The 26,462-nt window shown below is 69.9% G+C and carries 28 protein-coding genes; 17 read left to right on the forward strand and 11 right to left on the reverse strand.

Annotated features, from left to right (window positions below):
* Positions 1-17 precede the first annotated feature (17 nt).
* The gene (locus RIE08_07660) at positions 18-821 is read left to right on the forward strand and encodes a sulfotransferase domain-containing protein (GenBank protein ID MEQ8717475.1); all 804 of its coding nucleotides are present in this window, start codon (positions 18-20) and stop codon (positions 819-821) included.
* Positions 822-827: 6 nt separating this feature from the next.
* On the opposite strand, the gene RIE08_07665 is transcribed toward RIE08_07660, so the two are convergent.
* The 3 genes from RIE08_07665 to RIE08_07675 form a co-directional block, all read right to left on the reverse strand.
* A complete protein-coding gene (locus RIE08_07665) occupies positions 828-1,802 on the reverse strand; it encodes a nucleotidyltransferase family protein (protein ID MEQ8717476.1) in 975 nt (324 codons plus the stop codon).
* Between the two features lie 68 nt (positions 1,803-1,870).
* Entirely contained in the window at positions 1,871-2,005 is a 135-nt protein-coding gene (locus tag RIE08_07670) for a hypothetical protein (GenBank protein MEQ8717477.1), read from the reverse strand.
* 74 nt (positions 2,006-2,079) lie between these two features.
* On the reverse strand, positions 2,080-2,364 hold the full coding sequence (locus RIE08_07675) for a PqqD family peptide modification chaperone (protein MEQ8717478.1): 285 nt from the start codon (positions 2,362-2,364) through the stop codon (positions 2,080-2,082).
* 83 nt (positions 2,365-2,447) lie between these two features.
* Between RIE08_07675 and RIE08_07680 the strand changes: the two genes are divergently transcribed.
* From RIE08_07680 to RIE08_07690, 3 genes are all read left to right on the forward strand, one after another.
* Positions 2,448-2,897, forward strand: a complete 450-nt coding sequence (locus tag RIE08_07680) for a lasso peptide biosynthesis B2 protein (GenBank protein MEQ8717479.1) — start codon at positions 2,448-2,450, stop codon at positions 2,895-2,897.
* 170 nt (positions 2,898-3,067) lie between these two features.
* Positions 3,068-3,955, forward strand: coding sequence for a hypothetical protein (locus tag RIE08_07685; GenBank protein ID MEQ8717480.1), 888 nt, complete (start codon positions 3,068-3,070; stop codon positions 3,953-3,955).
* A complete protein-coding gene (locus tag RIE08_07690) occupies positions 3,952-4,857 on the forward strand; it encodes a hypothetical protein (GenBank protein MEQ8717481.1) in 906 nt (301 codons plus the stop codon). The genes RIE08_07685 and RIE08_07690 overlap by 4 nt, the downstream gene beginning before the upstream one ends.
* Positions 4,858-4,890: 33 nt before the next feature.
* Here the strand turns inward: RIE08_07690 and RIE08_07695 are convergent, their stop codons facing one another.
* Positions 4,891-5,052 (reverse strand): hypothetical protein, encoded by a 162-nt coding sequence (locus RIE08_07695; GenBank protein MEQ8717482.1) that lies wholly within the window; start codon positions 5,050-5,052, stop codon positions 4,891-4,893.
* A 125-nt stretch (positions 5,053-5,177) separates the two neighbouring features.
* Here RIE08_07695 and RIE08_07700 point away from each other — a divergent pair, with 125 nt between their 5' ends.
* From RIE08_07700 to RIE08_07710, 3 genes are read left to right on the forward strand one after another with little or no spacing between them, the layout of a single operon-like run.
* The gene (locus tag RIE08_07700; GenBank protein ID MEQ8717483.1) at positions 5,178-7,106 is read left to right on the forward strand and encodes an asparagine synthase-related protein; all 1,929 of its coding nucleotides are present in this window, start codon (positions 5,178-5,180) and stop codon (positions 7,104-7,106) included.
* A gap of 1 nt (position 7,107) precedes the next feature.
* On the forward strand, positions 7,108-7,869 hold the full coding sequence (locus RIE08_07705; protein MEQ8717484.1) for a hypothetical protein: 762 nt from the start codon (positions 7,108-7,110) through the stop codon (positions 7,867-7,869).
* Positions 7,862-8,698, forward strand: coding sequence for a sulfotransferase domain-containing protein (locus RIE08_07710; protein MEQ8717485.1), 837 nt, complete (start codon positions 7,862-7,864; stop codon positions 8,696-8,698). Before RIE08_07705 ends, RIE08_07710 begins: the two co-directional genes overlap by 8 nt.
* On the opposite strand, the gene RIE08_07715 is transcribed toward RIE08_07710, so the two are convergent.
* The 6 genes from RIE08_07715 to RIE08_07740 form a co-directional block, all read right to left on the reverse strand.
* A complete protein-coding gene (locus tag RIE08_07715; GenBank protein MEQ8717486.1) occupies positions 8,685-9,188 on the reverse strand; it encodes an SUF system NifU family Fe-S cluster assembly protein in 504 nt (167 codons plus the stop codon). The genes RIE08_07710 and RIE08_07715 overlap by 14 nt on opposite strands.
* Positions 9,189-9,199: 11 nt before the next feature.
* A complete protein-coding gene (locus tag RIE08_07720) occupies positions 9,200-10,465 on the reverse strand; it encodes a SufS family cysteine desulfurase (GenBank protein MEQ8717487.1) in 1,266 nt (421 codons plus the stop codon).
* The gene (gene sufC / locus RIE08_07725) at positions 10,462-11,229 is read right to left on the reverse strand and encodes a Fe-S cluster assembly ATPase SufC (protein ID MEQ8717488.1); all 768 of its coding nucleotides are present in this window, start codon (positions 11,227-11,229) and stop codon (positions 10,462-10,464) included. The genes RIE08_07720 and sufC overlap by 4 nt, the downstream gene beginning before the upstream one ends.
* 77 nt (positions 11,230-11,306) lie before the next feature.
* Positions 11,307-12,497, reverse strand: a complete 1,191-nt coding sequence (locus RIE08_07730) for a DegT/DnrJ/EryC1/StrS aminotransferase family protein (GenBank protein MEQ8717489.1) — start codon at positions 12,495-12,497, stop codon at positions 11,307-11,309.
* Positions 12,485-12,865: a hypothetical protein gene (locus tag RIE08_07735; protein ID MEQ8717490.1), complete on the reverse strand. Its 381-nt coding sequence runs from the start codon at positions 12,863-12,865 to the stop codon at positions 12,485-12,487. The genes RIE08_07730 and RIE08_07735 overlap by 13 nt, the downstream gene beginning before the upstream one ends.
* Positions 12,866-12,911: 46 nt before the next feature.
* Complete coding sequence (locus tag RIE08_07740; protein MEQ8717491.1) at positions 12,912-13,601, reverse strand: MBL fold metallo-hydrolase; 690 nt, start codon at positions 13,599-13,601, stop codon at positions 12,912-12,914.
* 109 nt (positions 13,602-13,710) lie between these two features.
* On the opposite strand from RIE08_07740, the gene RIE08_07745 reads away from it, so the two are divergent.
* The 5 genes from RIE08_07745 to RIE08_07765 all read left to right on the forward strand — a co-directional run bounded on the left by RIE08_07745 (position 13,711) and on the right by RIE08_07765 (position 17,644).
* Positions 13,711-14,847, forward strand: coding sequence for an acyl-CoA dehydrogenase family protein (locus RIE08_07745; protein MEQ8717492.1), 1,137 nt, complete (start codon positions 13,711-13,713; stop codon positions 14,845-14,847).
* Between the two features lie 8 nt (positions 14,848-14,855).
* Positions 14,856-15,362 (forward strand): hypothetical protein, encoded by a 507-nt coding sequence (locus RIE08_07750; protein MEQ8717493.1) that lies wholly within the window; start codon positions 14,856-14,858, stop codon positions 15,360-15,362.
* Positions 15,363-15,712: 350 nt separating this feature from the next.
* A complete protein-coding gene (locus RIE08_07755; GenBank protein ID MEQ8717494.1) occupies positions 15,713-15,904 on the forward strand; it encodes a hypothetical protein in 192 nt (63 codons plus the stop codon).
* 47 nt (positions 15,905-15,951) lie between these two features.
* Entirely contained in the window at positions 15,952-16,716 is a 765-nt protein-coding gene (locus tag RIE08_07760) for an alpha/beta fold hydrolase (GenBank protein MEQ8717495.1), read from the forward strand.
* Between the two features lie 145 nt (positions 16,717-16,861).
* Entirely contained in the window at positions 16,862-17,644 is a 783-nt protein-coding gene (locus tag RIE08_07765) for a hypothetical protein (protein ID MEQ8717496.1), read from the forward strand.
* 101 nt (positions 17,645-17,745) lie between these two features.
* Here the strand turns inward: RIE08_07765 and aceE are convergent, their stop codons facing one another.
* Positions 17,746-20,475 carry a pyruvate dehydrogenase (acetyl-transferring), homodimeric type gene (aceE, locus tag RIE08_07770; protein ID MEQ8717497.1) on the reverse strand — a complete coding sequence of 910 codons (2,730 nt, stop codon included), beginning with the start codon at positions 20,473-20,475 and terminating at the stop codon, positions 17,746-17,748.
* Positions 20,476-20,555: 80 nt separating this feature from the next.
* Between aceE and RIE08_07775 the strand changes: the two genes are divergently transcribed.
* Genes RIE08_07775 through RIE08_07795 form a run of 5 tightly spaced genes read left to right on the forward strand, consistent with a single transcriptional unit; the run spans position 20,556 to position 26,450 of the window.
* Positions 20,556-21,644: a ribonuclease H gene (locus tag RIE08_07775; GenBank protein MEQ8717498.1), complete on the forward strand. Its 1,089-nt coding sequence runs from the start codon at positions 20,556-20,558 to the stop codon at positions 21,642-21,644.
* Positions 21,644-22,870 carry a cytochrome P450 gene (locus tag RIE08_07780; GenBank protein ID MEQ8717499.1) on the forward strand — a complete coding sequence of 409 codons (1,227 nt, stop codon included), beginning with the start codon at positions 21,644-21,646 and terminating at the stop codon, positions 22,868-22,870. Before RIE08_07775 ends, RIE08_07780 begins: the two co-directional genes overlap by 1 nt.
* On the forward strand, positions 22,867-24,681 hold the full coding sequence (locus RIE08_07785; GenBank protein ID MEQ8717500.1) for a hydantoinase/oxoprolinase family protein: 1,815 nt from the start codon (positions 22,867-22,869) through the stop codon (positions 24,679-24,681). Before RIE08_07780 ends, RIE08_07785 begins: the two co-directional genes overlap by 4 nt.
* 58 nt (positions 24,682-24,739) lie before the next feature.
* Complete coding sequence (locus tag RIE08_07790) at positions 24,740-25,222, forward strand: cation:proton antiporter regulatory subunit (GenBank protein MEQ8717501.1); 483 nt, start codon at positions 24,740-24,742, stop codon at positions 25,220-25,222.
* A gap of 10 nt (positions 25,223-25,232) precedes the next feature.
* A complete protein-coding gene (locus RIE08_07795; protein MEQ8717502.1) occupies positions 25,233-26,450 on the forward strand; it encodes a cation:proton antiporter in 1,218 nt (405 codons plus the stop codon).
* Positions 26,451-26,462 lie beyond the last annotated feature (12 nt).

The following is a 26,462-nucleotide window of genomic DNA, read 5'->3' on the forward strand; positions in this document are numbered from 1 at the left end:
TGCTCGGTCGCTCGCCCGTGGCGACGCACGCGGCCCCTGACTTCGTGATCATCGGCGCGATGAAGGCGGCGACGACCTCTCTGTACCGGTGGATGACGAGCCACCCTCAGGTGATGGCCGGCCGCCGCAAGGAGCAGCACTTCTTCGACAGCCGTCAGGGACCGGGCGGCGAGTCCTTCGCGTCGTACCGCCTCGGCTTTCCGGCGCTGCCGGCGATGTGGGCGCGACGGCTACGTACGGGCGGGCCGGTCGTGACAGGGGAGGCGACGCCCATCTACCTGTTCCACGAGCACGTTCCTGCTCGGATGGCCGCGGTCCTCCCGAACGTCCGACTCATCGTCGTGTTGCGTGAGCCGGTGGACCGGGCATTCTCGCACCACGCCATGGTGGTGAGCAGGGGACAGGAGGACCTTCCGGCAGCAGAGGCGTTCGCGGCTGAGGACGGACGGCTCCGAGCGTCCCGGGAACTCCTGGCCCGCGGTCTCGAACCAGAACGTGCGTACTGGGAACACAGCTACCTGGCGCGCGGCGAGTACGCGGATCAACTGGAACGCTGGTGGCAGTTCTATCCGCGGTCGCAGATGCTGATCACGACCTACGAGGCCCTCGCCGAAGATCCGTGGCCGGTGTACGCAGACTGTCTGCGATTCATCGGAGTGGATCCGGACGCGGCGCCCCGCCCCGAGTTCGACGCTCACAACGTGGGCCGACGCGATCCGGCGGACCCGGACCTGATCGAGACGCTGCGGGAGAGGTTCGCCGAGTCGAAGCGCCGTCTCGCCGAGCTGACAGGCATCGACTACGGCGCTGCCGGTGGTTGAACGCCCTCACCTGCGGCTGATGCCCCGCCAGAGTTGACGGAAGGGTGCGGCGGCGAGAGCGAGCCGGTCGGGCACGCGCTCGTCGGCCAGCGCGGGCTGTGGCCCCACGTAGCCGGCCAGCATGCGGACCTTGTCCGCGGGCCGTTCGACGAGGCCGTAGCGGAACCGCATGAGCGCGAACTTGTCCAGGGGCTCGAGGATCGACGGGTCCGGGGTGGCACCCAGATCCAACAGTCCGAGAGCATCGACACCGTCGAAGGCGACGTCGAGGCAGCGCCGCGCATGCCAGGCGTCGGCGGTCGCGGTGACCTCGTCGACCAGCTGGGGGCGTTGGGCGAGGAGCCGGGCCACGTCCACGGCCCACTTCAGTCGCTCGAGGCGGTGGCGCCCCGCGTGCACCGCCACGAACGTCATCTCGTCCACCTCACCCAGAACCGGTATCTCCGTGTCTGAGGGCGAGACCGAACCGCGGCGGTGCCAGAGGCCCGCGAAGTCGACGTCCGTCGCCACCGTGGACTCGAGACGCCAGTGGATCTCCACGGCGGCGTCGTCGCGGGTCATCAGCACCTGGTTGAACACGTACCGCAGCCAGCGCCGCCAGGACGGGTCCACGCCGTTCGCCCGGTCCCGGGGCGGGTCCCAGCCTCCGGCGACGAGAGCGGCGGCCGCCTCGTCGAGGGTGCCCACGTCGATGAGGACGTCGATGTCCCCAGGGTGCCGACCGGCGAGGCGGCCGGTCGTGTTCAGCGCCAGCGGAAGTCCCTTGAGGACCAGCAGCGGTACACCGGCGGTTGTCAGCGTCGAGACGATCTCGCCGAGTTGGGCTCCGGCGTGCAGGCTCCGGAGGGCCTGGGTGTGTGCTTTGTGCATGAGCGAGGACCGGACATCCGCGGGAAGGTCCAGCTCTGACAGGATCGGGGCGATGACCGGGACGACGAGATGGTATTCGGCTGCGTCGGCGAACGCCGCCGGGTCGCCCACGGGCGGGGGAGAGCACGCCTCACCCGATTCACGTGCGAGCGCGAAGGCGAGGACGCGCAGAAGGTCGATCAGGAGAACGTCGTGACCGGATCGTCGGTGACCGGATCCTCCGCGTTGGTCGCGTCGATCGACAGTCGCCGCAGCATCGGCTCGTGCCACCGGCTCCGCTCCGATTCAGCCTCTGGGTTGGTGGTGTGCGCCATCGGCAGATTCTACGCGCCTGGATTCGTGTCGTGCCCCGGTGGGCAGGGGGGCGAGGTTGCGGACGGAACGGCGCTCAGTTGGTGACGGTGACGAGGTCCGCCTCGACCATGTCGCTGAGCAGCGCGATCACGTCGTTGCGACAGGTCGCCTCGTCGACGTCGTAGTCCGCCATCAGGGCCGAACAGATGGTGCCGACCGCAGCGGGTTCGGAGATCAGCGACCAGATGTGCTGGCCGATGTCGTCGAGCCCGTAGTAGTTCCCCGAATCCGGGTCCAGCATCACGAGGTCGTCGTTCACAGGGGCCGTGAGTGGCCGCCGGCTGCGAACCACCACTGAGTCTTGGGTGAGGTCGGTCATGGACACGCCCCGGAGTGTGGCGCCCGCAGGGCGCTCCTGTCCATCATTGGTGCAGACGGTGACTGTCGACGGGAAGGGTGCACGTGCTTCGTGCGCTGAAGACTGCGATCACGATGGACGCCGGTCGGCGCCGGTTGGCACTGCGCTGTGGATTCGAGTTGGTCCGCGCATCGGCACAGTTGGCGGTCGTGCGTCGCAGCGCGATCTCGCCGCTGCTCGGTGACGCGCGTCCTGCGCTCGACCCGGCGGGACTCGCCCCCGCGTCGGACGCGGACCTGCGGCTGGGTATCGAGGTCGGTCGCCTGGTTGCGCGTATCGCAGCGGTGCTTCCGTGGCATCCGGGGTGTCTGCGCCAGGTACTGGCGTGTCGCCGCACTCTCACAGCCCGGGGGGTTGAAACGGTCATCCATCTCGGGGTGGCGGACGCGGCGACACTGGGGGCGCACGCCTGGGTGAGCGTCGGCAACATCGTCGTCAACGGTGCGGGGCAGCAGGAGGCACACACGCCGCTTGCGAGTTACCGGGGCCGCTGAACGAGAGATGAGGCGCCGACAACGAGGTCGGTGGCGGAGAAATACGCTGGTGGTGGGCCGCAGCCCGCACCATTACAACACCGCCCGCCAGGTTCACGTATCGAGATCCACCCGCTGTCGTGCGTCGCGGTGTGTTGGCCTCCGTGTCCCTCGACGACGATAGTGGGCGGGTGAACGACCGTCCGAGCGACAGTCCCGGCGTCGCCGGAGGGAACGCCACCCTCCCCGCCCGACTCGTGGGCGCGACCGTCACGGTCACCCGTCATGGCGAACCGGAGCCCGGGGGCCTGCGCGAGTTGAGCGGCCTCGGGGGTGGCGAACACCTGCGAGTCCACGCGGATGGCGGCCGGGCGGTCATCTGGGCCGACCGGGTCGGCCACATCTGCGTGGAGCAGGGCCGCAAGGTGGCGATCCACCCACAACCCGGGCTGGACGACGAATACCTCGCGGCCTACCTCTACGGGCTGGTGGCCACCCTGGTACTCGGCCAGCAGAAGCGATTCGCGCTGCACGCGTCAACGGTCGCGGTAGACGGGACGCGCGTGGCTCTCTCGGGGAACCGCGGTGCGGGCAAGACCACGACGTCGCTGTCGCTGGTGGCACGCGGGGCGGAGCCGGTGACCGATGACCTCACTGTCCTCGACGTCGACGACCCACGTGTACACACGGTGTCGATCGGGCGCCCGCTGCACGTCTGGCCCGACACCATCGAAATGGTAGGGCTGGATCTCGGGCCCGCGGTGTCCGATGGCGCCGACGGTTCCAAGTTGACGATCCCGTGGGTGGATGCGGAGCCCGGGGAGGTGGCCGCGGTCGTCGTACTCGTGCCCGACGACGTGTCGGAGCCGGTCATCGGGCGGTTGTCGGGGAGCGACGCCTTCGTCGCGGTCGACATCCAGACGAGCTGGCGCACGGTCGTCTCACAGATCTGGCCCACGGAACTCTTCGCATGGCGGGCGACGGTGGCGCACCGACTACCGGTATTCGAGCTGCGCCGGCCCCGGGAGGGCTGGCCACTCGACGACCTCTGCGAACGGATCGAGGGACTGGTTCGGTGACTGCCGGTTCCGGTCGTTCCCCGGACCGTCCCGGCGACGGATCCGATCGCGGCGGGGATGCCTTCCGCTCGGACGTGCCCGCCGAGGTGCTGGGTGTGCCCGTCACGCTCGCGGAACCTGTCGCCTACGGGCCGGCGGATCGGGAAGCGGGTGGGCTCCGACACGGCTCGTGGTTCCGGGTCTCGCATGGGCACTGCACCGCATGGTTCCCGAGCTGTGCCCACGTGGAGGTCCGCCCCGACGGTGTGACCATCCGTCCTGTGCCCGGCGTCGACCCGGTGCGGCTCGCGGCGGTGATGCTCGGCCCCGTCGCGGGAATCGTCGCCACCCTGGCAGGCCACATCTGCCTGCATGCCACGGCGGTCGCCGTCGACGGGCAAGCGATCGTCCTGGGAGGACCGCGCGGCATCGGAAAGTCCACGACTGCGCTCGCGGCGGTCGCGCTCGGGGCCGCAGCCGTCGCCGACGACGTCGCCGTCCTTCGGCGCAACGATCACACGGTCACCACCGCTGGCCATGGCCGCCCCCTCATGGTCTTCCCCGAGGACGCTCGGTCGGGCGGAGTCGATCTGACAGGCCCGGTCGCGGACGGGGTCGGGAAGGTTGCCATCCCCTGGGGGGACACGCGGCCGCGTGTGGTGAGTGTCGTGGTGAGCCTCGAAAGAGATGAGAGCGTCCGAGGGCCGACCGTCGAGACGCTCGACGGGATGGATGCCATCTCAGCCCTGCACCGCCTCAGCTACCTGCGCCGCGTCGGCGACGCGTTGGACCCCCGCATGATGTTCGCCGAACGTGTCGCAGTCGCAGAGGCGGTGCCCGTCGTGCGGCTCCGGCGACCTCCGGCGGGGTGCTCGGCGAAACAGGTCGCCGAAGTTGCGTTGTCGCTCATGTCCGGGCGGTGACCTACCGGAGAGGAATGCCCCGGCGCGGGTCGCTCAGAACGGCGAGGCGGCGGTGCTCGCCGGACGTCCACCGCCGTCAGAGCCGGTCGTCGCGCCGTTGGCGGTGAGCCGTGCTGAAACGGACCGGAGCGTCGGTGCGTGCCAGGGGCGCTGTTGTCCCGGGGTGGGCGTGATGTCGTGATCGGATTCCGCCATGGGGGTCACGATAGCAACTTCGCAGGACGTGGCGCCGATCATCGGTTGGACCAGGCCGTGGGGACCGAAGCAGCGGGGGCGGGGATAGTGGCGTCCGGCTCGTCCGGTCGTGCACCATCGCGGCCATGAATCTGATCGGCGGAGTGGTCACGTGGAAAACGCCCACTCCTGATGTGTCCGGTCTCGCCGGTTCACTCGGAGCCGCGCCAGTCCACGGGTGGCGGGGTGGCCTCGGACCCGGGCGCGTCATCATGTTGTCGGCAGGTGCCGCCGGAGCGGATCCGTCGCTGTCGGTCGCGGCATCCGGGACGGCCGCGGCCACCGGCGGACGCCTCGCCGGATCGCGTCGCCTGGCCGCGGAGCTCGGCCTTTCCCCCGGTTGCGACGCCGACGTCGCCCTCGGCTTCTACCTGCGTCGGGGCCCCGCTGCCATCGGGCGTCTCGGAGACATCGCCCTGGCGGTGGTCGACCCGGAGCGGGAGATGCTGATGCTCGCCGTCGGACCGGCGGCCGCTACTCCACTGTGTGTATGGCGGAACGATGAGATGGTGGCTTTCGCATCCCACGCTCTGGCCCTCACCGGGCTCCAGGCCGTCGGGCACCACCTCGACGAGCGGCGGGCGGTGGAAATGGCCGCCGGTCTGTTCGCAGGAGAACGGACCCTGGTGGCAGGCGTGAGTCGGATCCCACCCGGGACGATGCTGCTGTGCAGGGCCGACGGTGTCACGTCGCGGAGGTGGTGGCGTCCCCGTGACGTGGTCGACGACGCCCCGATCGACGACCACGCCACCCGGTTGCGAGGCGCCCTCGAGGAAGCAGTGGCCGACGCCCTGGATGACGCGGCATCACCCGGGGTGCTTCTCAGCGGTGGGCTCGACTCGGCGTCGGTGGCGGCGGTCGCCGTCGAGCTTCACGACGGGCCGGTGCGGTCCTACACATCGGTGCCGCCGCCGGGTTGGACCGGTGACGTCGGCCCGGGATGGGTCGCCGACGAGAGGTCCGCCGTCGAGGCGCTCGCGGCGCGCCACCCGACGTTGCGAACGACGTTCACAGGGAGCGACAGCGGGGACGTCTTCGTTGCCCATGAGAAGTTCTGGGAGCTGGGTGGGGTCGCCGCGCGCAACGTCGCCAATGCGCTCTGGTACGACGCAGCTCACGCCGCGGCGGCCGGAGACGGCGTCGACGTCGTGCTCGTTGGGGAGGAGGGGAACCTCGCCTTCAGCGCCGACGGACCGGAATGGCTCGTCGAACTCCTACGGGAGGGCCGGCCGGTGCGGCTGCTCCATGAGGCCCGTGCCCGGGGGAGGCTGACGGGGACGACCCTCGCACACGTTCTCCGTCGGGACCTTCTGTCGCCTCTCGTGCCGGCGCGGGTTCGACGTCGCCTCGGCCGCGTGCCGATGGACGATGCGATCCGGCGATGGCGCTCGGCGTGGGCGGTGCGACCCGGGGCGCGGGCGATCCTCGGCGACGACGATGTGGCGGGTCTGTTCACGGGTGCCACGTCCTGGCGGGCCGAGCAGGTGGACGTCTCGCTGCGAAGTGCGGCGGCACACGCGGAGACGTCGCAGGCACGGGCGCTGCTAACGGGGGCGGTGACGAGGGATCCGTTGGCGGACCGACGGGTCCTCGATGCCGCGCTGGCCCAGCCCGAGACGGTCCGACGCGTCGAAGGTGTGGACCGTGCCGTCTGCCGCCGGGCGATGCGTGACCTGGTTCCCGCCGAGATCCTCGACCGTCGCACCAGGGGCGCGCAGTTGCCCGACTGGTTCGAGAGGTTCGGCGAGATGCGTACCGTGTTCGAGGAGCAGGTGGCTGCCGCCAGGGGCCATGCGCTGTCCTCGGAGATCATCGACGTCGACCGTCTAGCCGGGATCCTCGACGGCTGGCCGGACGTTGCGCCGCGCGGCAGGCAGGCGTCCGAGCTGCGTTTCACGCTGCCACGTGCCCTGATGGTGAGCGCCCACCTCCGGTGGTTCGAGCGGCGGCGGGATCGTCCGCTCCCCACCGCTGTCGTGGAGTACGTGAAACCGTACGGAACCCGAGGCCGCTGAGGTGCTGGACGGAGCATCGGCGTCGATCCCGGTCGCCGCGGTCCGCCCGGACCGCGGCGTCGTGGCCGTCGACGGGCTGGGTCGCGTGGAGGTGGACGATTCCGGGGCGGTCGTCGCGTCCGTCGTGGACGGCGACGAACCCGGCTCGATCGAGGCGCTGGTGATCCCAGCTGTCGCGCTCGGCGACGTACTGGCGGGCCGGTTCCCGTTGCGGGCGGCGGCGGTTTCCCACGCGCAGGCCGGGGTGATCATCGTCGGAGACGCCGCCAGCGGCGCCTCCACAGTCGCCGCCGCGCTCGCGGGTGCCGGCGGTGCGGTGCTCGCCGACATGGTGACCGTCGTCGAGTCCGGATGGATCGATCCTCGGGGTGGTCGGGTGGAACTCCAGCCCGACGCTGCCGCAGCCCTCGGCCTCGGCGACGGTTCAGTGATACGTCCCGGCGTCTCCAAGCGCCGCTACGAGCTCACTGCCGCGAAAGAACCCGTGGAGGCCACTCATCTGATTCACGTTGTCCGAAGCGACCACGTCGAACGTCCCGAGGTCGCCACGGGGGACACCTTCGATGCCGTCACCCGGTTGGTCACCGCCGGCTGGCACCCCTGGGCGCTGGAGGGGCTCGGTCTACAGCCGCGCCGATTCGAGTTCGTGACAGCCCTTGCTCGACGTCTCAGCACGGCCAGGTTGACGGTGCCAGCCGCTCACGTCGACCCCGGGGCCATCGTGGCCGGGGTCATCACCGTCACCGGAGGCACCGGTGGGTGACACCGTCTGGCTCTCGTCGTATCCGAAATCGGGCAACACGTGGTTCAGAGCGGTGCTGACGGCCTGGCTCCGGCTCGGGAGCGGGGACATGCTCACAGATCTCGAGGACCTCCGGTCCGAAGGCATTGCATCGTGGCGGGGCCGACTCGACGGCGCCCTAGGGCTGGTCTCCACGCTGCTGACCGACGCTGAGATCGCCCGGCTGAGGCCCGTTGCCGACGACGTGATCGACGCCGCGGGAGGTGAGCGGCTGCCGTGCAAGGTGCACGATGCGTTCCGCTGCGGTGACTCGGGCATGCCTGCCGTCTCGGTCGCCGCCACGAGAGGTGCCGTTTACGTCGTGCGGGACCCGCGCGACGTCGCGGTGTCCTGGGCGCACCACAACGGGTGGACCATGGAACGGGCTGTCGCGGTGATGAACGACGCGGAGTTCGCGGTCGGCGGGTCCAGCGGTGGCCGCCAAGTCGTCCAGAGACTCGGGAGGTGGTCCGACCATGTGGTGTCCTGGCTGGACGAGACACCCTTCGATGTGCACGTCGTCCGGTACGAGGACTGTGTCTCGGACCCCGTCGCCACGTTCGGCTCGGCGCTCGCCTTCCTCGGCCACAGGGGGACCACCGAGCGACTCGAGGCGGCCGTGGAGGCGACGTCGTTTCAGCGTCTGCGGGCCATCGAGGACGCTGTCGGGTTCTCCGAACGCCCGCCCGCCTCGGACCGGTTCTTCCGACGGGGCCGGCCCGGCGCGTGGCGCGATGAGCTTCCCGGGCCACTCGCAGCGTCCCTGCGCGGCGACCACGGCGACGTGATGGACAGGTTCAGGTACCGGTAGCGTCGGCGTCGATCTCGTCGAGGGCGCTCAGGAGCGTGTTCCACGACAGGGTGGCGCACTTGATCCGGACCGGGAACTTGACCACGCCGCGCAGTGCCTCGAGGTCCCCGAGTTCGGAGCCGACCTCGCCGCTGGGCGGCGGTTCGACCTCGGCTTCGCTGCCGTCGCCGCCGATGTCCGTCTCGTGGATGGACATCATCTGCTTGAAGGCCCTGGCGAGGTCACGGACCTCGGCCGAAGAGTGGCCCTTCACCGCGGCCGACATCATCGACGCCGAACTCTGCGAGATCGAACAGCCCTGGCCGTCGATGCGTACCTCGCCGACGTTGCCGGCGTCGTCGACGTCGATGTAGACGATCACCTCGTCGCCGCACAGGGGGTTGAAACCCTCGGCGCGGTGCGCGGGCGGCGCCTCGAGCGTGCCCCGGTTACGGGGGTTGCGGTAGTGGTCGAGGATGATCTCACGGTAGAGATCTTCGAGGTCTGGCATCGTGGCGGTCCTCAGAATGCGAAGAAGTCGGCAGCGTGTTCGAGAGCGTCACCGAGGGCGTCGATGTCGGACTCGTCGTTGTAGATGTACACCGAAGCGCGGGCTGTCGCACCCACCCCCAGGTGACGCATCAGTGGTTTGGCGCAGTGGTGGCCGGCCCGGACACAGACTGCGTGCTGGTCGAGCACCTGTGAGATGTCGTGGGGATGGATGTCGCCGAACGCGAACGAGAGGGCCCCACCGCGTGCCGCGGGCTCCGACGGACCGTGGATCGTGATCCCGTCGCCGAAGCGACTCTCCAGGGTCCGCAGGGCATAGGCGGTGAGTTCCACCTCGTGGCGGCGAACGGCCTCCATACCGAGGGCTTCGAGGTAGTCCACCGCGGCGCCGAGGCCGATGATCTCCGCGATCGGTGGCGTCCCGGCCTCGAACTTCCAGGGGATGTCGTTGGTGGTGAACCCCTCTGTGGTCACGTCGAGGATCATCTCACCGCCACCCAGGAACGGGGGCATGACGTCGAGCAGTTCGGCGCGACCCCACAGCACCCCGACGCCGGTGGGGCCACACATCTTGTGGCCGCTGAAGGCGATGAAGTCGGCGCCGAGTTCGGCGACGTCGGTGGGGAGGTGGGGGACCGACTGACAGGCGTCGGCCACGACGACGGCTCCGGCCGCGTGAGCCGCCTTCGAGATCTCGGTCACCGGGTTGATCGTCCCGAGTACGTTCGACATCACGCTGACGCCGACGAGTCGGACGCCGTCGAGGAGGCGGTCCAGGTCGGTCAGGTCGAGTTGGCCGTCGTCGGTCAGGGGAACCCAGCGCAATTCGATCCCGCGCTCCGCGGCGAGCATGTGCCACGGGACGATGTTGGCGTGGTGCTCCATCTGGGTGAGCAGTACGGGATCGCCGGCCGAGAGGTTGGCACGGCCCCACGAACCTGCGACGAGGTTCAGCGCCTCGGTGGCGTTCTTCGTGAACACGACCTCGTTCGGATCGGCCCCGCCGATGAACGAGGCCACCTTGGCGCGGGCGGCCTCCATCTTGCGCGTCGCGATGTCAGCGATGGTGTAGGCCCCGCGGTGGACGTTCGCGTTGATCGTCTCGTAGTAGTCGTCCATCGTGTCGAGAACGACCCGGGGCTTCTGCGAGGTGGCCGCCGAGTCCAGGTAGACGATGGCCGTGTCGTTGACGGTGCGGCTCAGCAGCGGGAAGTCCGCCTTGACCTTCGCCACGTCGAAGCCGGGCTCTGTGTCGGCCGCCGGGGCCGCCGCACTCACCGGAAGGCCTCGTAGCCGTCGGCGTCGAGTTTCTCGGCGAGTTCCATGCCGCCCGAGGCGACGATGCGGCCGTCGAGGATGACGTGGACGTGGTCAGGCTCGAGGTAGTCCAGCAGGCGCTGGTAGTGGGTGATCGCGACGACGCCGAGTTCGGGCCGTTCGTTTCGCACCGTGGTGATTCCCTCGGCGACGACCTTGAGCGCGTCGATGTCGAGGCCGGAGTCCGTCTCGTCGAGGATGGCGACCTCGGGCTCGAGCAGGGCCATCTGGAGGATCTCGTTGCGCTTCTTCTCGCCGCCCGAGAACCCTTCGTTGAGGTAGCGGTCCGCAAAGCTCGGGTCTATCCCGAGGCGCTCCATCCACGCCATGATCGAGCGGCGCAACTCGATGATCGACATCTCCGCGCCGGTGCGGGCCTGAAGCGCCTGGCGCAGGAAGTTCAACACGGAGACGCCGGCGAACTCCTGGGGGTACTGGAAGCCGAGGAAGAGCCCGGCCTTGCCGCGTGCGTCGACGCTCCAGTTGGTGATGTCGTCGCCGCGGAGGCGGATGGATCCGGAGGTCACCTCGTACTCGGGGCTGCCGAGGAGAGCGGCGGCGAGCGTGGACTTGCCCGAGCCGTTGGGGCCCATCAGGGCGTGCATCTCACCGGTGCCCACCGTCAGATCCAGCCCTTTCAGGATCTCGGGGTGGTTCTCGTCGCTGTCGACGGTGACGTGCAGGTCGTCGATCTCGAACAGCGGTGGCGGGGCGTCTGCGACCATGGCGTCAGTCTACGAGCCGCGGCCCGTAGGAAAACACTACGGCGATAGGAGAAACCCGCCGCGAGGGTCGAGTGTCCTCATGCCGTCGCGGCCGCGACCGTCTCGATGACCGCCTCGGCCACCGCGTCGATGTGGCGGGCTTCGAGGGTGGGGTGCACGAGGAACGCGAGGGACGTGTCGCCCAACTCGGCGGCCACGGGCATCGGTTCGGCGGGGGCGAGGCCGCGCTCGACGAATGCCCGCTCCCGGTACACCTCGCCGCAGGATCCGCTGAAGACGGCCTGACCCTTCGCTGCCACCTCGGCGATGATGCGGTCCCGGTCCCAACCCGGGGCGAGGCGTTCGGGCCGCACGAACGCGTAATGGCGGTAGTAGGCGTGATGGATGTCGGCGGGAGGGATCGTCAGGCGGAGGGCCTCGACGTCGGCGAACGCGGCGTCGAGACGGGCGGCGTGGGACCTGCGCGTGTCCACCCAGCGGTCCAGCTTGGTGAGTTGGACCCGGCCGATCGCCGACTGGGACTCCGTCATCCGGGCGTTGGTGCCGATTCCCTCGTGCAGCCACCGGAACCCCGGCGGGTGGTCGCGCCGATACACGGCATCGAAGCTCTTGCCGTGGTCCTTGAGCGCCCACACCGACTCGGCGAGGGCCTCATCGTTCGTCGTGATCATCCCGCCTTCGCCGCCGGTGGTCATGATCTTGTCCTGGCAGAACGACCACGCCGCGATGGTGCCGAGGCCGCCGACCCTTCGGCCGCCGATGGCTGCGCCGTGGGCCTGTGCGCAGTCTTCCATGACAGCGATCCCGCGTTGGTCGCACAGCGCCCGCAGCGCCGCCACATCGCCGGGCCAACCGCCGAGGTGCACGACGATCACCGCCCGGGTGCGGTCGCTCAGTACCGGTTCGACGGTGGCCGCCGTGATCCCCTGGGTCACCGGGTCCACATCGGCGAAGACCGGGGTGGCGCCCACACGGACGACGGCGCTCGCCGTTGCGACGAACGTCCGGGGAGTGACGACGACCTCGTCGCCGGGGCCCACGCCGAGCGCCTCGAGGCCCACCTCGAGAGCGACCGTCCCGTTGGCGACGGCCACCGCCGCCCGGGCACCCATCGCCGCGGCGAACTCCTCCTCGAAGGAACGTCCCTGCGTCCCGGTCCAGTAGTTGACCTTCCCGCTGCGCAGCGGGGCCATCGCCGCTTCGATCTCGTCGTCATCGAAGTGCGGCCACCCCGGTGGCGCCGACTCCGCCGGATCTACGGAGTCCATGCCAGCAGGTCCTCCTTCCACGCCCTGAACCGGTCGTGGGTCTCGCCGCTGGGACCGATGCCGGTGCCCGAGCCGTCCGCGAAGAGGCGGAACGTGTACTGCACGGACAGGTCCGAGGCGTCGAGGGCCATGTAGCGGGCGTCCGCACGTCGGGCCGGGCCGGCCCGCCACAGCAGCCAGCGTCCGAGCCGGCGCTTGTAGGCGGTCAGTTCGGTTCCGATGTCGTCGCCGAGGCTCAACAGTTCCGGCGGCGCCTCGATCCACGCCTCGGCCGGGACGTTGCGATCCCGGATCGGCGTGTCGGGAAGGTCCGCGGTGTGCAGCGGGGTCGGGTCGACGGGCCGCTCGTCGGCGGGCAGCGCATTCACGGTCGGGTCGCGCCCGCGCCGGGTGCGGCCGCGCGGGGGGTCGCCGTCACCAGCCCCGCTCGATCCACTCGTCGAGATTCGGCCGCTCGTGGCCGATCGTCGTGTCGTCGCCGTGTCCGGGCATCACGATGGTCTCGGGCGCGAGGGCCGAGAACAGTCGGTTGTCGATCGATTCGATGATGTCGTCGAAGGATGCGTACTCGAACTTCGTCGCCCCCGGTCCGCCCGGGAAGAGGGTGTCGCCGGTGAACACCACGGGTGCGCCCTCGAGGCGGAAACACATGGAACCCGGCGTGTGGCCGGGAGTGGCGATCGTGTGGAGGCGCAGGCGACCCACCTCGATGACCGAGCCGTCGTCGAGGATCTCGTCATAGGAGGGCAGCATCGCCGCGTCGGCCGCGGTGACGTGCACGGAGTAGCCGGCGTCGCGCATCTGCGGGACGGCCTGGATGTGGTCCCAGTGTCCATGGGTCTCCAGCACCTCACGGACGCCGAGACGCTGCGCGAGTTCCAGCAACTGGTCGTGCTCGTTGGCGGCGTCCAGGAGCACCGCGTCGCCGGTGGCCCGGCACCGCAGGACGAAGACATTGTTGTCGACGGGTCCCACCACGACCTTGTGGATCTCCGCGGCGGTGTCGCGGTAGTGCAGCGTCGCCACGGCATCGGCGGCGGTGCGGTTCCGCCCCGTTCCCTCCTGGGCGAAGCAGTAGTGCTCGATGGTGTCGTGGTCGGCCATGGGTGGGTTCCCCCGGTCGCGTGCGAATGGAGCGGCGCGTCGACGCCTGGTATCAAGTCTGCCGTACCGGTGGCCACGTCGGCCGCCGCAGTGGGAGGAAGTCCGGCCCGTGCCGCTCGCGTTGACGCCCGAACAAGAAGACCTGCGCGCGGTCGTGCGGTCGTTCTTCGACGCGACCTCGCCCGAGTCCGAGGTCCGACGACTCATGACCGAACCGGTCCCCATGGACCGCGACCTGTGGCGGCGGATGGCCTCCGAACTCGGCGTCCAGAGCCTGGCGCTGCCCGAGGAGGTCGGCGGTCAGGGCTACGGCTTCCGCGAGCTGTCCGTCGTCCTCGAGGAGGCCGGTCGGTCCCTGCTGTGTGCCCCGCTGTTGTCGAGCACCGTGATGGCCTCGACGCTGCTCGACGCGATCGGGGACGGCTCTGCCTCGGAGTTGTTGCGTGAACTCGCGGGCGGCGGGACCATCGCAGCGGTGGCCGTCGCGGCGGACCGGGTCGGCTTCGACCCGACGGCGTCGTCTGTCCGGGCCCGGGTCTCCGCAGGGAGATGGCGACTCGAGGGGACCGCGCCCCACGTGATCGGCGGCGACCTCGCCGACGTCGTGCTGGTCGTGGCCTCGACCCCGGAGGGGGCGGCCGTCATGCGGTGCGACGCCGGCGCCGAGGGCCTCGTCGTCACGCCGGTACCGACGCTGGATCTCACACGGCCCGCCGCACGGCTCGACTTCGCCGACACGCCCGCCGTCCCGGTCGGCACGCCCGGAGCGGTCGATGCGGCGGTGGCACGCGCCCTCGACGTGACCTGCGTGGCGCTGGCCGTCGAATCGGTGGGTGGCGCGCAGCGTTGTCTCGAGATGGCCACCGACTACGCACGCGAACGCGTGCAGTTCGGCCGTCGCATCGGGTCGTTCCAGGCCGTCAAGCACCGCTGCGCCGACATGCTCCTCGAGATCGAGACGGCCCGGTCCGCGGCCTACTCGGCTGCGGGAGCTGTCGACGCGACCCGGCCAGGCGCCGGGACAGGAGCCGACGTCGACCTCGCCGCGGAAGCGAGTCTCGCCAAGGCCACCACCGACGAGGCCTACGTCCACGTCGCCAACTCGACCATCCAGGTCCACGGCGGCATCGGCTTCACCTGGGAGCATCCCGCCCACCTCTACCTGAAGAGGGCGAAGTCCACGGCCGTCACCTTCGGTGACGCGATCGACCACCGGTCCCGCCTCGGCGACCGCGTCGGCCTCTAGGACCCCCGGTGATCTGGCTCTTCGGCGCTGTTGCGGCGCTCCTCGTCATCGGCATCGCCGTGTTCGCCGTGAACGCCACGACCCGCGGCCTGGCCCGGAGCCTGCCGGTTTCCGTCTACGACCTGGCCGAAGCGACCGACTTCGTGTGCGAACGCCTCCCCGGGGAGGTGGCCGAGCGCCTCGACCGCGACGATGTCGAGTCGCTGCTCGCCTGGAACCTCACCTGGCTGCGCAGTCGCGGGCTCGCCACTTTCGGGCGGGTCGACCTCATCGCCGAGGACGCCGCCCGTGACGCGACCGGCCCGATCGTCGCCGACGAGGACGACGCGGTCGACGCCCTCATCGAGCGAGCGGAGTACGAGGGCATCCCGGTGGACCCCGTCGACGTCGTCGTCGTACTCGACCTCGACGCGCTCTACCTGCGTGCCATCGGAGCGGTCGGCGAAGCCGTTCCCGAACCACTCGAAGAGGGCGGGAACGAGCCCGAGGACGGGGCCGGCGACGACGGTCCCTGAGCCCTCGCGGAAACCTCTCGGAATAGCTCCCCACACGCCGCCGTCATGTGCTTAGATTGCTCTACCGAGGAAAGGAGGTGGTCCAACTTGAGTAGCAATCGCAGTGGGACTTCGGAGGTGAATGGCCGCTAGTCGGCCGCTGGACCATCTGGTGAATCCCAGTCATTCACCCTTGGAGCACGGCTGTCGGGAGCTTGTCCCACCCGGCACGTAAGGCCGCCTCCGGGCATTCCAGCCCCCGGCAGATCGCCGGGGAACCGAACTCGTGAGCGGGGAGGCCATTGTGGCCTCCCCGCTTCGCGTCCATCGGGGTCGCGCCGACCCGTGAAGGGCCCTACGATGACGGCCTCATGGAACGACCCTCAGCGTTCGAACACCACCGCTACCTCGGCGACAAGCGAAACCAGGTCGTCTACGACCTCGACGCGGTCACCGACGAGGCGATCATCGACGAACTCATCGCCGCCGAGACCTTCATCTGTTTCGGCCCCGACACCCTCGCCGAGGCCCGCAACCGCGGCTACCGACTCCGCACGGCCTGATGGTCGCCCGGGACGCGTCGACGACGCCGAACCGGTCCGGGATCTAGGTGCCGTCGAGCGAGGAGCGCTTCGCGTCGGGCGACATCGAACTCGCCGGAACCCTGGCGCGCCCGCCACGCCCGGGACGTGCCCCCGGCCTCGTGTTGTGCCATGGGTTTCCCGCCGGCTCGACCGGTGCCGCGTTGGCTGGCCAGTCCTACATCGAACTCGCCGATCGCATCGCCGAACGGATGGGTTGGATGGTCCTCGCCTTCAACTACCGGGGTTGCGGTGAGTCCGAAGGGCAGTTCTCCCTCGCCGGATGGCAGGCCGACGTGGTGGCGGCCATCGCGCACCTGCGTTCGGTGGACGACGTCGACGGAGTGTGGGTCGTCGGATTCGGGACGGGGGGAGCGTTGGCCATCGCCGCCGCGGGCACCGACGCCGAGGTCCGTGGCGCCGCGTCGGTCGGGACGCCTGCAGACTTCAGCGACTGGGCCGCCAACCCTCGACGCCTGCTCCTCTACGCCCGCTCGCTGGGTGCCATCCGCGGTGACGACTTCCCCGCCGACTTCGACGAATGGTCCGCCGAGTTGAAGGCCGTGTCAGCGGTGCGGTCGGCTGCCAAGGTGGCCCCCCGCCCGCTTCTCATCATCCACGGAACCGAGGACGAACTCGTCCCGTCTCTCGACGCCCGTGCCATCGCCGAGGCACACGGCTCGGCGGAGCTCTCGATGGTCCATTCCGGGGGTCACCGCCTGCGCTTCGATCCGAGGGCCATCGCGGTGGTGCTGGGCTGGCTCGACCGACAGAGCCACGGCCTGGCCAACTGATGCCCTTCATCGGGGGTCAAGTTCCCCCGAGGATCGACCGATGACCGCTCTTGCGCCCGGGTGGAACGAATCCACCGCTCGCGCGTTCTAGGCTTTCGCCAGACATCCGACGACCCCCAGCCCTCGAGGCGGAGGACATATTTCAATGAAGAAGCTGTTTCTTGCACTGCTCGTCCTGGCGCTGGTGGCTGCCGCCTGCGGTGGTGACGACGACGATTCCGCTGCGCCGTTCTCCACGGGGGATGACGGAGGCTCCGACCAGGCGGCCGGCGACGACGGTGGTTCCTCCGACGACGGAGGGTCCTTCTCGGGTGATTCCGGCAGCGACTGGTGCTCACTCGCGCAGAACGTGGAGGATGAGTCCTTCCTCGGCAACGACACCAACCCGTTCGCAGGCGACGCCAGCAGCATCGAAGAGGCCTTCAAGACCACCCTGGACTTCGCAGACGAGGCTGAAGACCGGGCCCCCGACGAGATCTCCGACGACGTCGAGACCCTCTTCGACGGCCTCCGCCAGCTCGACGATGCGCTGAGCGACGTGGACTACAACTTCCTCGCGCTCGATACGTCGGCGTTGGCGTCGTTGGAGGACCCGGCGTTCCAGGAGGCCTCCGAGAACATCCAGCGCTACAACTTCGAGGTCTGTGGTGTCGGCGACGGCGTCGAAGCGGGCGCTCCGGGCGACGACGGGGGCACCGCCGGGGACGATTCCTCCGACGACGGATTCGGTGACCTGCCGGCCGACGGCTCGTTCGGTGATGTCATCGCCCAGTCCCTGCAGCAGTCGCTCGGTCTCAGCGAGGCGGACGCCCAGTGTCTGGTCGACAACCTCGACCTCGACAGCATCGATCCCGAGAACCTCGACACTTCGGCGCTGTTCGGCGTGTTCGCGGAGTGCGACATCGACCTCGCCCAACTCGGTCAGTAGCCGCGGGCCGCTGAGGCGGCACCGGTGAGTTCGTGAAGGTGGCCGGCCCCGGGGCCGGCCACCTTCACGTCCGGTGTCTGCTCACGGGTAGCCGGACGGCGTCAGTCGTCGAGGACCGGCGGGGCCTCGAACCAGTAGGGGTTCGTGGTGTCGGGGTCGATGCCGTGGCGGGCGATGGCCTCGTCCACGACGGAGGCCTCCACGACACCCTCGGTGCACAGCGCCGCGAGGACGCCGACGACGACGTGCGCTGTGTCCACCTCGAAGAAGCGGCGGAGCGCCTCGCGGGTGTCACTGCGCCCGAAGCCGTCCGTGCCGAGCACGTGGTGGGGGCGGCCGATCCACCGTGCAACCTGGTCGGGGACCATCGCCATGAAGTCGGTGACGGCGAGAACGGGCCCTGAACTCCCCGCGAGGCGTTCGGTCACCCGCGGTGTGCGAGTCGGCTGTCCGGGGTGCAGGCGGTTCCACCGCTCGGCGTCGAGCGCCTCCTCGCGCAGCAGCTTGTAGGACGTCGCCGAGTAGAGGTCCACGGCGATGCCGTAGCGTTCGGCGAGCTCCGCCTGGGCCTCGCGGGCGGCGGTGTGCGCCGTCCCGGAGAACACGATGGTCGCCTGCGGGTCGGAGCCGTCGGGCGTCCCCGCCCACTTGTAGAGACCCGAGGTGATGTCGTCCTCGGAGATGTGGTCGGCGCGAGCGGGCTGTTCATAGTTCTCGTTGTAGAGCGTCACGTAGTAGTAGACGTCCTCACCGTCGGCGGCGCCCGTGGCGGGGTACATGCGCTCGAAGCCGTCCATCATGATGGCGGCCATCTCGTAGGCGAAGGCCGGGTCGTAGGCCTGACAGGCGGGAACCGTCGACGCGAGGACGAGGCTGTGGCCGTCCTGGTGCTGGAGGCCCTCACCCATCAGGGTCGTGCGCCCGGCCGTAGCGCCGAGCAGGAACCCCCGGGCACGCGAGTCCGCCGCGAGCCACAGCAGGTCGCCGACGCGCTGGAACCCGAACATCGAATAGAAGGTGTACATCGGCACCATCGGCACGCCGAGGTTGGCGTAGCAGGTGGCGGCGGCGATCCACTCGGCGACAGCACCGGCCTCGGTGATGCCCTCTTCGAGGATCTGGCCGTCGGTGCCCTCCGCGTAGGACAACAACAGGTCGTGGTCGACGGGCTCGTAGAGCTGCCCGGAGGCCGCGTAGATCTTGAACTCCCGGAACAGCGAGTCCATCCCGAACGTACGGGCCTCGTCCGCGACGATCGGCACGATCCGTTCGCCGACCTTCTCATCGCGCAGCAGGCCACGCAGCAGCGAGGTGAACGCCATCGTCGTCGACACCGCACGGCCGCCGGAGCCCTCGTCGAACTCGCCGAAGACCTTGCGGTCCGGGAGTTCGAGCTTGCGACGGTCCCGCACCACCCGTGACGGCAGCGGTCCGTCGAGCGCCCGGCGACGGCCCATGAGGTACTCGTGGACCTCGGACCCGGGTTCGGGGCGGAAGTAGGACGGCAGGCCGTCTTCGAGATCCGCCTCGGGAATCACGTCGGTCAGACGCAGGCGGTCGCGCAGATCGAGCATCTGATCCTTGGTCATCTTCTTGATCTGGTGCGTCGCGTTGCGCCCCTCGAACCCCGGCCCGAGTGTCCAGCCTTTGATCGTCTTGGCGAGGATCACCGTCGGACGGTCCGTCGTCTCGGTGGCCTTGCGGTAGGCGGCGTAGAGCTTGGCGTAGTCGTGTCCGCCGCGCGGGAGGTTCTCCAGGTCCTCGTCGGAGAGGTGTTCCACCATCTTGCGCAGGCGCGGATCAGGACCGAAGAAGTGCTCACGGATGTAGGCGCCGTTCTCGGTGGCGAAGCGCTGGTACGCGCCGTCGACCGTCGAGTTCATCTTGTTGACGAGCACGCCGTCCACGTCTGCGGCGAGCAGTTCGTCCCACTGCGAACCCCACAGGACCTTCACGACGTTCCAACCCGCGCCGCGGAACACGCCTTCGAGTTCCTGCACGATCTGGGAGTTGCCCCGGACGGGGCCGTCCAGGCGCTGAAGGTTGCAGTTCACGACCCAGATGAGGTTGCCGAGTCCCGACCGGCCGGCAATCGAGATGGCGCCCAGAGTCTCGGGCTCGTCCATCTCGCCGTCGCCGACGAAACACCAGATGCGCGAATCGGTCGTGTCGTCGAGGCGCCGGTCGTGCATGTAGCGGTTGAAGCGCGCGTGGTAGATCGAGTTGATGGGGCCCAGCCCCATCGACACCGTCGGGTATTCCCAGAAGTCCGGCATCAGCCGGGGGTGGGGGTAGCTGGAGAGCCCGTGCCCGCCGATCTCGGAGCGGAAGTTGTCGAGGTGGGCGTCGTCGAGTCGGCCCTCCAGGTACGCCCGGGCGTAGATCCCCGGCGCGGCGTGACCCTGGAAGTAGACGTGGTCGCCCGGGACGCCGTCCTCCTTGCCGCGGAAGAACCAGTTGAACCCCACCTCGTACAGCGACGCCGACGACGCGAACGTCGACAGGTGCCCACCGATCCCGTCGGCCTTCATGTTCGCGTTGATCACCATCGCCGCCGCGTTCCAGCGGATGTAGCGGCGGATCTGACGCTCGATCCCCTCGTCACCGGGGAAGAACGGCTGTTCCTCGGGCGGGATGGTGTTCACGTAGGGCGTCGTCACCGTCGCCGGGACACCCACGTCGCGGTCCTGGGACCGCTCCAGCAGCTTCGTCACGAGGAACTTGGCCCGCTGGGGGCCCGACGCGTTGATCACGGCGTCGAGCGAGTCCAACCACTCCTTCGTCTCGCTCGGGTCGGCGTCGGGAAGAGCGTGGGAGTAGTGATCGGCCATGCGCCCATGATTGCGGATCGTTCGGGCATTCGATACCCCCACCGGTCCGGTGCCCGGGATGACCCACCGTGGATCGGTCCGTGAGGCGTGCGAACATGACCGCTGTGTCACCTCCGCCTGCCGCTTCCCGAGACGCCGACCGCACGGTCGTCTACACCGACGGGGCCTGTTCCGGTAACCCCGGGCCGGGCGGGTGGGCCTGGATCGTTCCGGACGGACCGTTCGGCGCCGGTCACGCGGAGCACACCACCAATCAGCGCATGGAACTCGAGGCGGCACTCGAGGCCGTCCGGGATCTGCCCCACCCCCTCGAAGTCGTGTCCGACTCCACGTACGTCGTCAACTGTTTCAGAGACGGCTGGTGGAAGGGTTGGCTGAAGCGCAACTGGCAGACGAGCGCGAAGAAGCCCGTCGCCAACCGGGACCTGTGGGAGCCCCTGATCGACGCGGTCCGCGCGGGCGACGTGACCTTCCGTTGGGTCAAGGGCCACGCGGGGGACCGTTGGAACGACTACGCGGACCGCCTCGCCGTGGAGGCTGCGTTCACCCAGACACCCCGCTCGGGCGACCGGACCCCTGAACATGTCGGCGGTCCCGATTCGAGCGGTCCCGGCCGTGCGGCGCGCGCCGCGGCGCCCGTGGACCGGGCCGAGGCGAAGGAGGCGGATCCGACGGGACGTGAGGCCCCGGCGGGGCACCGCCTCGTCGTGGGCGGCGACCGGGACCTCGTCGCGTCCCGCGCCCTGCTGACACACCTCGCCGAGATCATCGACGCCAAGGCGACGATGTTCGAGGACCTCGTGGTGCTGAGCGGGATGCGGATGGGGGGCGAGTCGGCCGGTGCCGAGGCCGCCCGGCGCGCCGGCGTGCCCTACGTGGCGGTCCTGCCGTACCCGGACCCCGCCGCACGGTGGCCTGTCGCCGCACGGGAGACCTTCGAGGACCTCGTGGCGGACGCCGCCGAGGTGATCGAGCTCCAGAAGAAGACGCCGACGGATGCGGCGTCGGCCCGGGGTGCCGTCGGGCGCCGCGACGCATGGTTCCGCCGCAACGCCCACGAGGCTCTCGTGGTCGGTGACGACCAGTCCGGCGAGACGGCACGGTTCGTGAAGGGTCTGCGGGAGGTACTCGGCGACGATGTGTGGGTGGTCCACCCGGAGGCATTCTGATGAGCGACCTGTCCGACGACCGCTGCGCGAGTTTCGACATCGACGATCCGGGCTTCTGCCGTGACCCGTTCCCGACCTACGACGACCTGCGTGAGCAGTGCCCGGTCCTGCACTCCGACGCCCACTTCCGCGAGTACGGCGGTTACACACTGCTGACCCGCTACGACGACGTGAAGAGTGCCGTGACCGACTGGCGGACCTACAGCTCCGCCGAGCCCGGCGTCACAGCCATGCCGATGATCATCCAGCGGGACTATCCGCTCCTGCCCGTCGAGGCGGATCCGCCCGATCACGCCCGCTACCGGGCACTGATCAGCCCGGTGTTCCGGCGCAGCCGTATCGAGGCGTTGCGCCCGGCCATGGTCCGGCTCCTCGACGAGCGTCTCGACCATCTCGCAGCAGTCGGTTCGGCGGACCTGGTCGCCGACGTCGTCGTCCCGTTCTCCACCGGGACCCTCGGCGAGTTCATGAAGCTCCCCGCCGGGGACCGTGAACGTTGGGCCGAATGGGGTCACCGGCTGTTCTCCTCGGTCGAAGACCCTGAGGACGCCCGGCGGGCGACGGCCGAGATCGAGCACTACCTCGACGGGATCATCACCGAGCGCGAGGGCGAACCACGCGACGATTTCATCTCCATGCTCATGGAGTCCGAGGTGGACGGCCACCGCCTCTCGAGGGCGGAGATCCGTTCTTTCGGGATGCTTGTCCTCGCCAGCGCTGGGCACGAGACCTCCGCCAGCGCGATGTCGATGGCGCTCTACCACCTGGCCCACCACCCCGAGGCGCTCGACGAACTGCGGGCCCGGCCCGAACTGCTGCCCGCCGCCGTGGAGGAGATGTTGCGCTACGCGACGCCCGTGCAGATCTTCTGTCGGAACGCGACGCGCGACGTGTCCCTGCGCGGCACCACGATCCCCGCCGGATCGGTCGTCGCGACGAGCTACGGCGCAGCGAACACGGATCCCGCCGTGTTCGACGACGCCCACGAGGTGAGGCTGGACCGCTCGCCGAACCCGCACCTCACCTTCGGGGCCGGGCCGCACTTCTGCATCGGGGCACCGATCGCGCGCCTCGAGATGGAACTCCTCCTCGCCGGGGTGGCCGACCGGTTCGAGTCGATCGACATACCCGACGAGGAGGCGGTGGTGTGGAGCCCCCGGGGCGACCGTCGGGGGATCTGGGAACTACCCGCCACGGTGCGCCGCCGCGACGGCGCGCAGCGGTGACCTCACCGGGACCCCCGACCCGCGACCAGACCGCCCGGGTCGGTTCCGACACGGGCGGGACGTTCACGGACCTCGTCGCCGCCGACGGCACCATCACCAAGACGCTGTCGACGCCGGGTGACCCGGGAGAGGCGGTCAGAGCGGGGCTCGTGAGCCTCGGCGCGCGACGTCCCGACACGCTGACCCATGGGACGACGGTGGCGACCAACGCCGTTCTGGAACGTCGCGGCGCGCAGGTCGCACTCGTGACGACGGAGGGTTTCTCCGACGTGATCGAGATCGGCCGACAGGACCGACCCTCCCTCTACGACCCCTTCGCCGACCGGCCCGAGCCGCTCGTCGCACGGGCGTTGCGGTTCGGCGTGGTGGAACGGCTCGCCGCCGACGGGTCGGTGCTCGTCCCCGTCGACCTCGCGACGATCCCGGAGATCCCCGACGAGGTCGGTGCGGTTGCGGTGGTCTTCCTGCACGCGGACCTGAACCCGGCCCACGAGCGCGCCGTCGCGGAGGTGCTGCGGTCGCGGGGGTTCGACGTCACGTGCTCCCACGAGGTGGCGCCGGAGTTCCGCGAATACGAACGCACCTCCACGACGGTCATGAACGCGTACATCCGTCCGCCGTGTCGCCGCTACCTCGACGGGCTCGCTCCCGCGGCGGGCGAGGTCTCGGTGATGACCTCCGCGGGCGGACTGGTTCCCGTGGCCGACGCGGCGACCTCACCGGTGCGCCTGCTGGTGTCGGGTCCCGCGGGGGGCGTACGCGCCGGCGCCGCGTACGCCGTGGCGTGTGGTCGACCCGACGCCATCACCTTCGACATGGGCGGTACGTCCACCGATGTGTGCCTCGTCCGGGACGGTCGTCCCGAACCGGCGACCGCCCGTGACATGGACGGCCTGCCCGTGAGGGTGCCCTCGCTCGACGTGTTGACGATCGGCGCCGGCGGTGGATCCATCGCCCGGGTCGATCCGGGCGGAGCCCTCGTCGTCGGCCCGCGCAGTGCGGGAGCCGAACCGGGCCCCGCCTGCTACGGACGCGGCGGGACCGAGCCGACGGTGACCGACGCCAACCTCGTGGCGGGTCACCTGCCGCCCGGGGCGACTCTCGGCGATCTCGAACCGCTGAACGTGGAAGCCGCGCGCGGGGCGCTTGCCGCAGCCGGCGTGGACGCCGAGGGCGTCATCGCCGTGGTCGAGGCCAACATGGCCCGGGCACTGCGGCGCGTGAGCGTCGAACGCGGTGTCGATCCCCGCGGCCTCGCGCTCGTCGCATTCGGCGGGGCGGGGCCGCTGCACGCCTGTGGCCTCGCCGACGCCCTCGGGATGGAGACGGTCATCGTTCCGCCCCGCGCGGGTGTCCTGTCCGCGGTGGGGATTCTCGGGGCGCCCCGCCGTCACGACCTGGTCCGCTCGTGGCCCACCCCCACCGACCACACCGGGCTGGCCGATGCGCTCGATGCGCTCGCAGCGGAAGCCACGGCCGCCGTCGGCGGTGATGCCACCGTGGAGGTCGGCGTCGACTGCCGCTACGCGGGACAGAGCCACGAGATCACGGTCGGGGCCGTTGCGGACTTCGCAGCCGAACACGAACGCCGCAACGGCTATCTGCGCGGCGGTGATGCCGTCGAGGTCGTCGCACTCCGGGCGGCGGCATCGGTCCCCGCCCCCGTCGACATCGCAGACCTGCCCGTCCTCGAACGTTCGGGTGGTGTCGGGCCCGTCGTGATCGCCGAGCCGGATGCCACGACCTGGGTTCCGACCGGCTGGCGGGCCGAGCCCGGTCCGGTCGGCTGCCTGGTCCTCACCCGGGTCTGAGCGCGAATCGTCGTCTCCACGGCTCGGCCAAGGTGCCCCATGCCGGTAGATTGGGGGGATGCATGACGTCGAGGAGACCGAGCTACCGGGTGTCGGGACGAAGTTCGACTTCGCCACCGAACAGGGAGGGCGGGTCGGAGTGCTCGTCCACCGTGGCGGGGACCGCGAGGTGCTGCACTACTCGAAGGCCGATCCCGACGCGTGTTCGGTCACGATGCGTCTCAGCGAGGACGAGGCCGCCGTCATGGCCCGTCTGCTCGGGGCCACCGTACTCGCCGACCATCTCCACAAGGTGACCCACACCGTCTCGGGCGTGCGCATCGACTGGCACGAGGTTCTCGACGTCTCTCCGCTCGCCGGTCGCTCACTGGGCGATCTCGCGATCCACACGCGTACCGGAGTGAGCATCGTGGCCATCCTGCGTGGCTCCGAGACCCTGGCGGCTCCGGGGGCCGAAGCCGTGGTCGAGGTGGGTGACACGCTCGTCGCCATCGGGACCGCCGAGGGGATCGAAGCGCTCGACGCACTCGCCGACGGCTGAACCCGCCGGTATGCCCCTCGTCTTCGCCGCGGGATCCACCGACGACGCGCTGATCTTCCTCGAGCTGGGCGCGATCTTCTTCGGGCTTGCGATCCTCGCCCGGGTCGCCGACCGCCTGGGCTTCAGCCCCATCCCGTTCTACATGGCGGCCGGGCTCTTCTTCGGCGAGGGCGGGTTCGTGGAACTCGACCTGTCCCGCGAGTTCGTGGACATCGCGGCTGAGATCGGCGTGATCCTGCTTCTGTTGACGCTCGGCCTCGAGTACACCGCCGAAGAGCTGGGCAAGGGCCTGCGACGAGATGGGCGGGCCGGCCTGGTGGACCTCGTCCTCAACGGTGGCCCGGGCTTCGCGGCCGGGATGCTGCTGGGCTGGGACGCGACGTCATCGCTGCTGCTCGCCGGGATCACCTACATCTCGTCGTCGGGCATCATCGCCAAGCTCCTCGGCGACCTGAACCGGCTGGGTAACCGCGAGACCCCCACCGTGTTGTCGGTCCTCGTCATCGAGGACCTCGTCATGGCGCTGTACCTTCCGGTGGTCGGTGTCCTCCTGGCCGGGGACGACACGGCCGAAGCCGCCACGTCGCTCGGGATCGCGCTCGCGGTCGTCCTCCTCGTGCTGTTCGCGGCCATGCGCTACGGCGAGACGATCAGCGCGATGCTCCACGCCCGCACCGACGAGGGCCTGCTGCTCGGTGTCCTCGGGCTGACGCTCATCGTCGCCGGGGCGGCACAGTCCCTACAGGTCTCCGCGGCGATCGGCGCCTTCCTCGTCGGCATCGCCATCACCGGCAACGTCGAGGAGCGGGCCCAGAAGCTCGTCCTGCCGTTGCGCGATCTCTTCGCCGCCACGTTCTTCGTGCTTTTCAGCCTCCAGGTGGACCCGGGGGAGATCCCCGGTGTTCTGCTTCCCGCGGCCATCCTCGCGGTGATCACCGCGGCGACGAAGATGGGCACCGGCTGGTTCGCCGCGTCGAGGGCGGGCATCGCCCTGCCGGGCCGGGTGCGAGCCGGTAGCGCGCTGATCGCCCGCGGTGAGTTCTCGATCGTCATCGCGGGTCTCGGTGTCGCCGCGGCCGACGAGGCGGGGATCGTCGACGACCTGGGACCCGTCGCCACGGCTTACGTGCTCATCCTGGCGATCGCGGGGCCGGTGTTCACCCGGTTCGCCGACGACTTCTCCAGGTGGCTGGTGAACCGCCGCGCGCCCGAGCCCGCTACCGCCTGATGGGCTCCCGGC

The organism is Acidimicrobiales bacterium, assembly GCA_040219085.1.
Taxonomy (GTDB): Bacteria; Actinomycetota; Acidimicrobiia; order Acidimicrobiales; family JAVJTC01; genus JAVJTC01.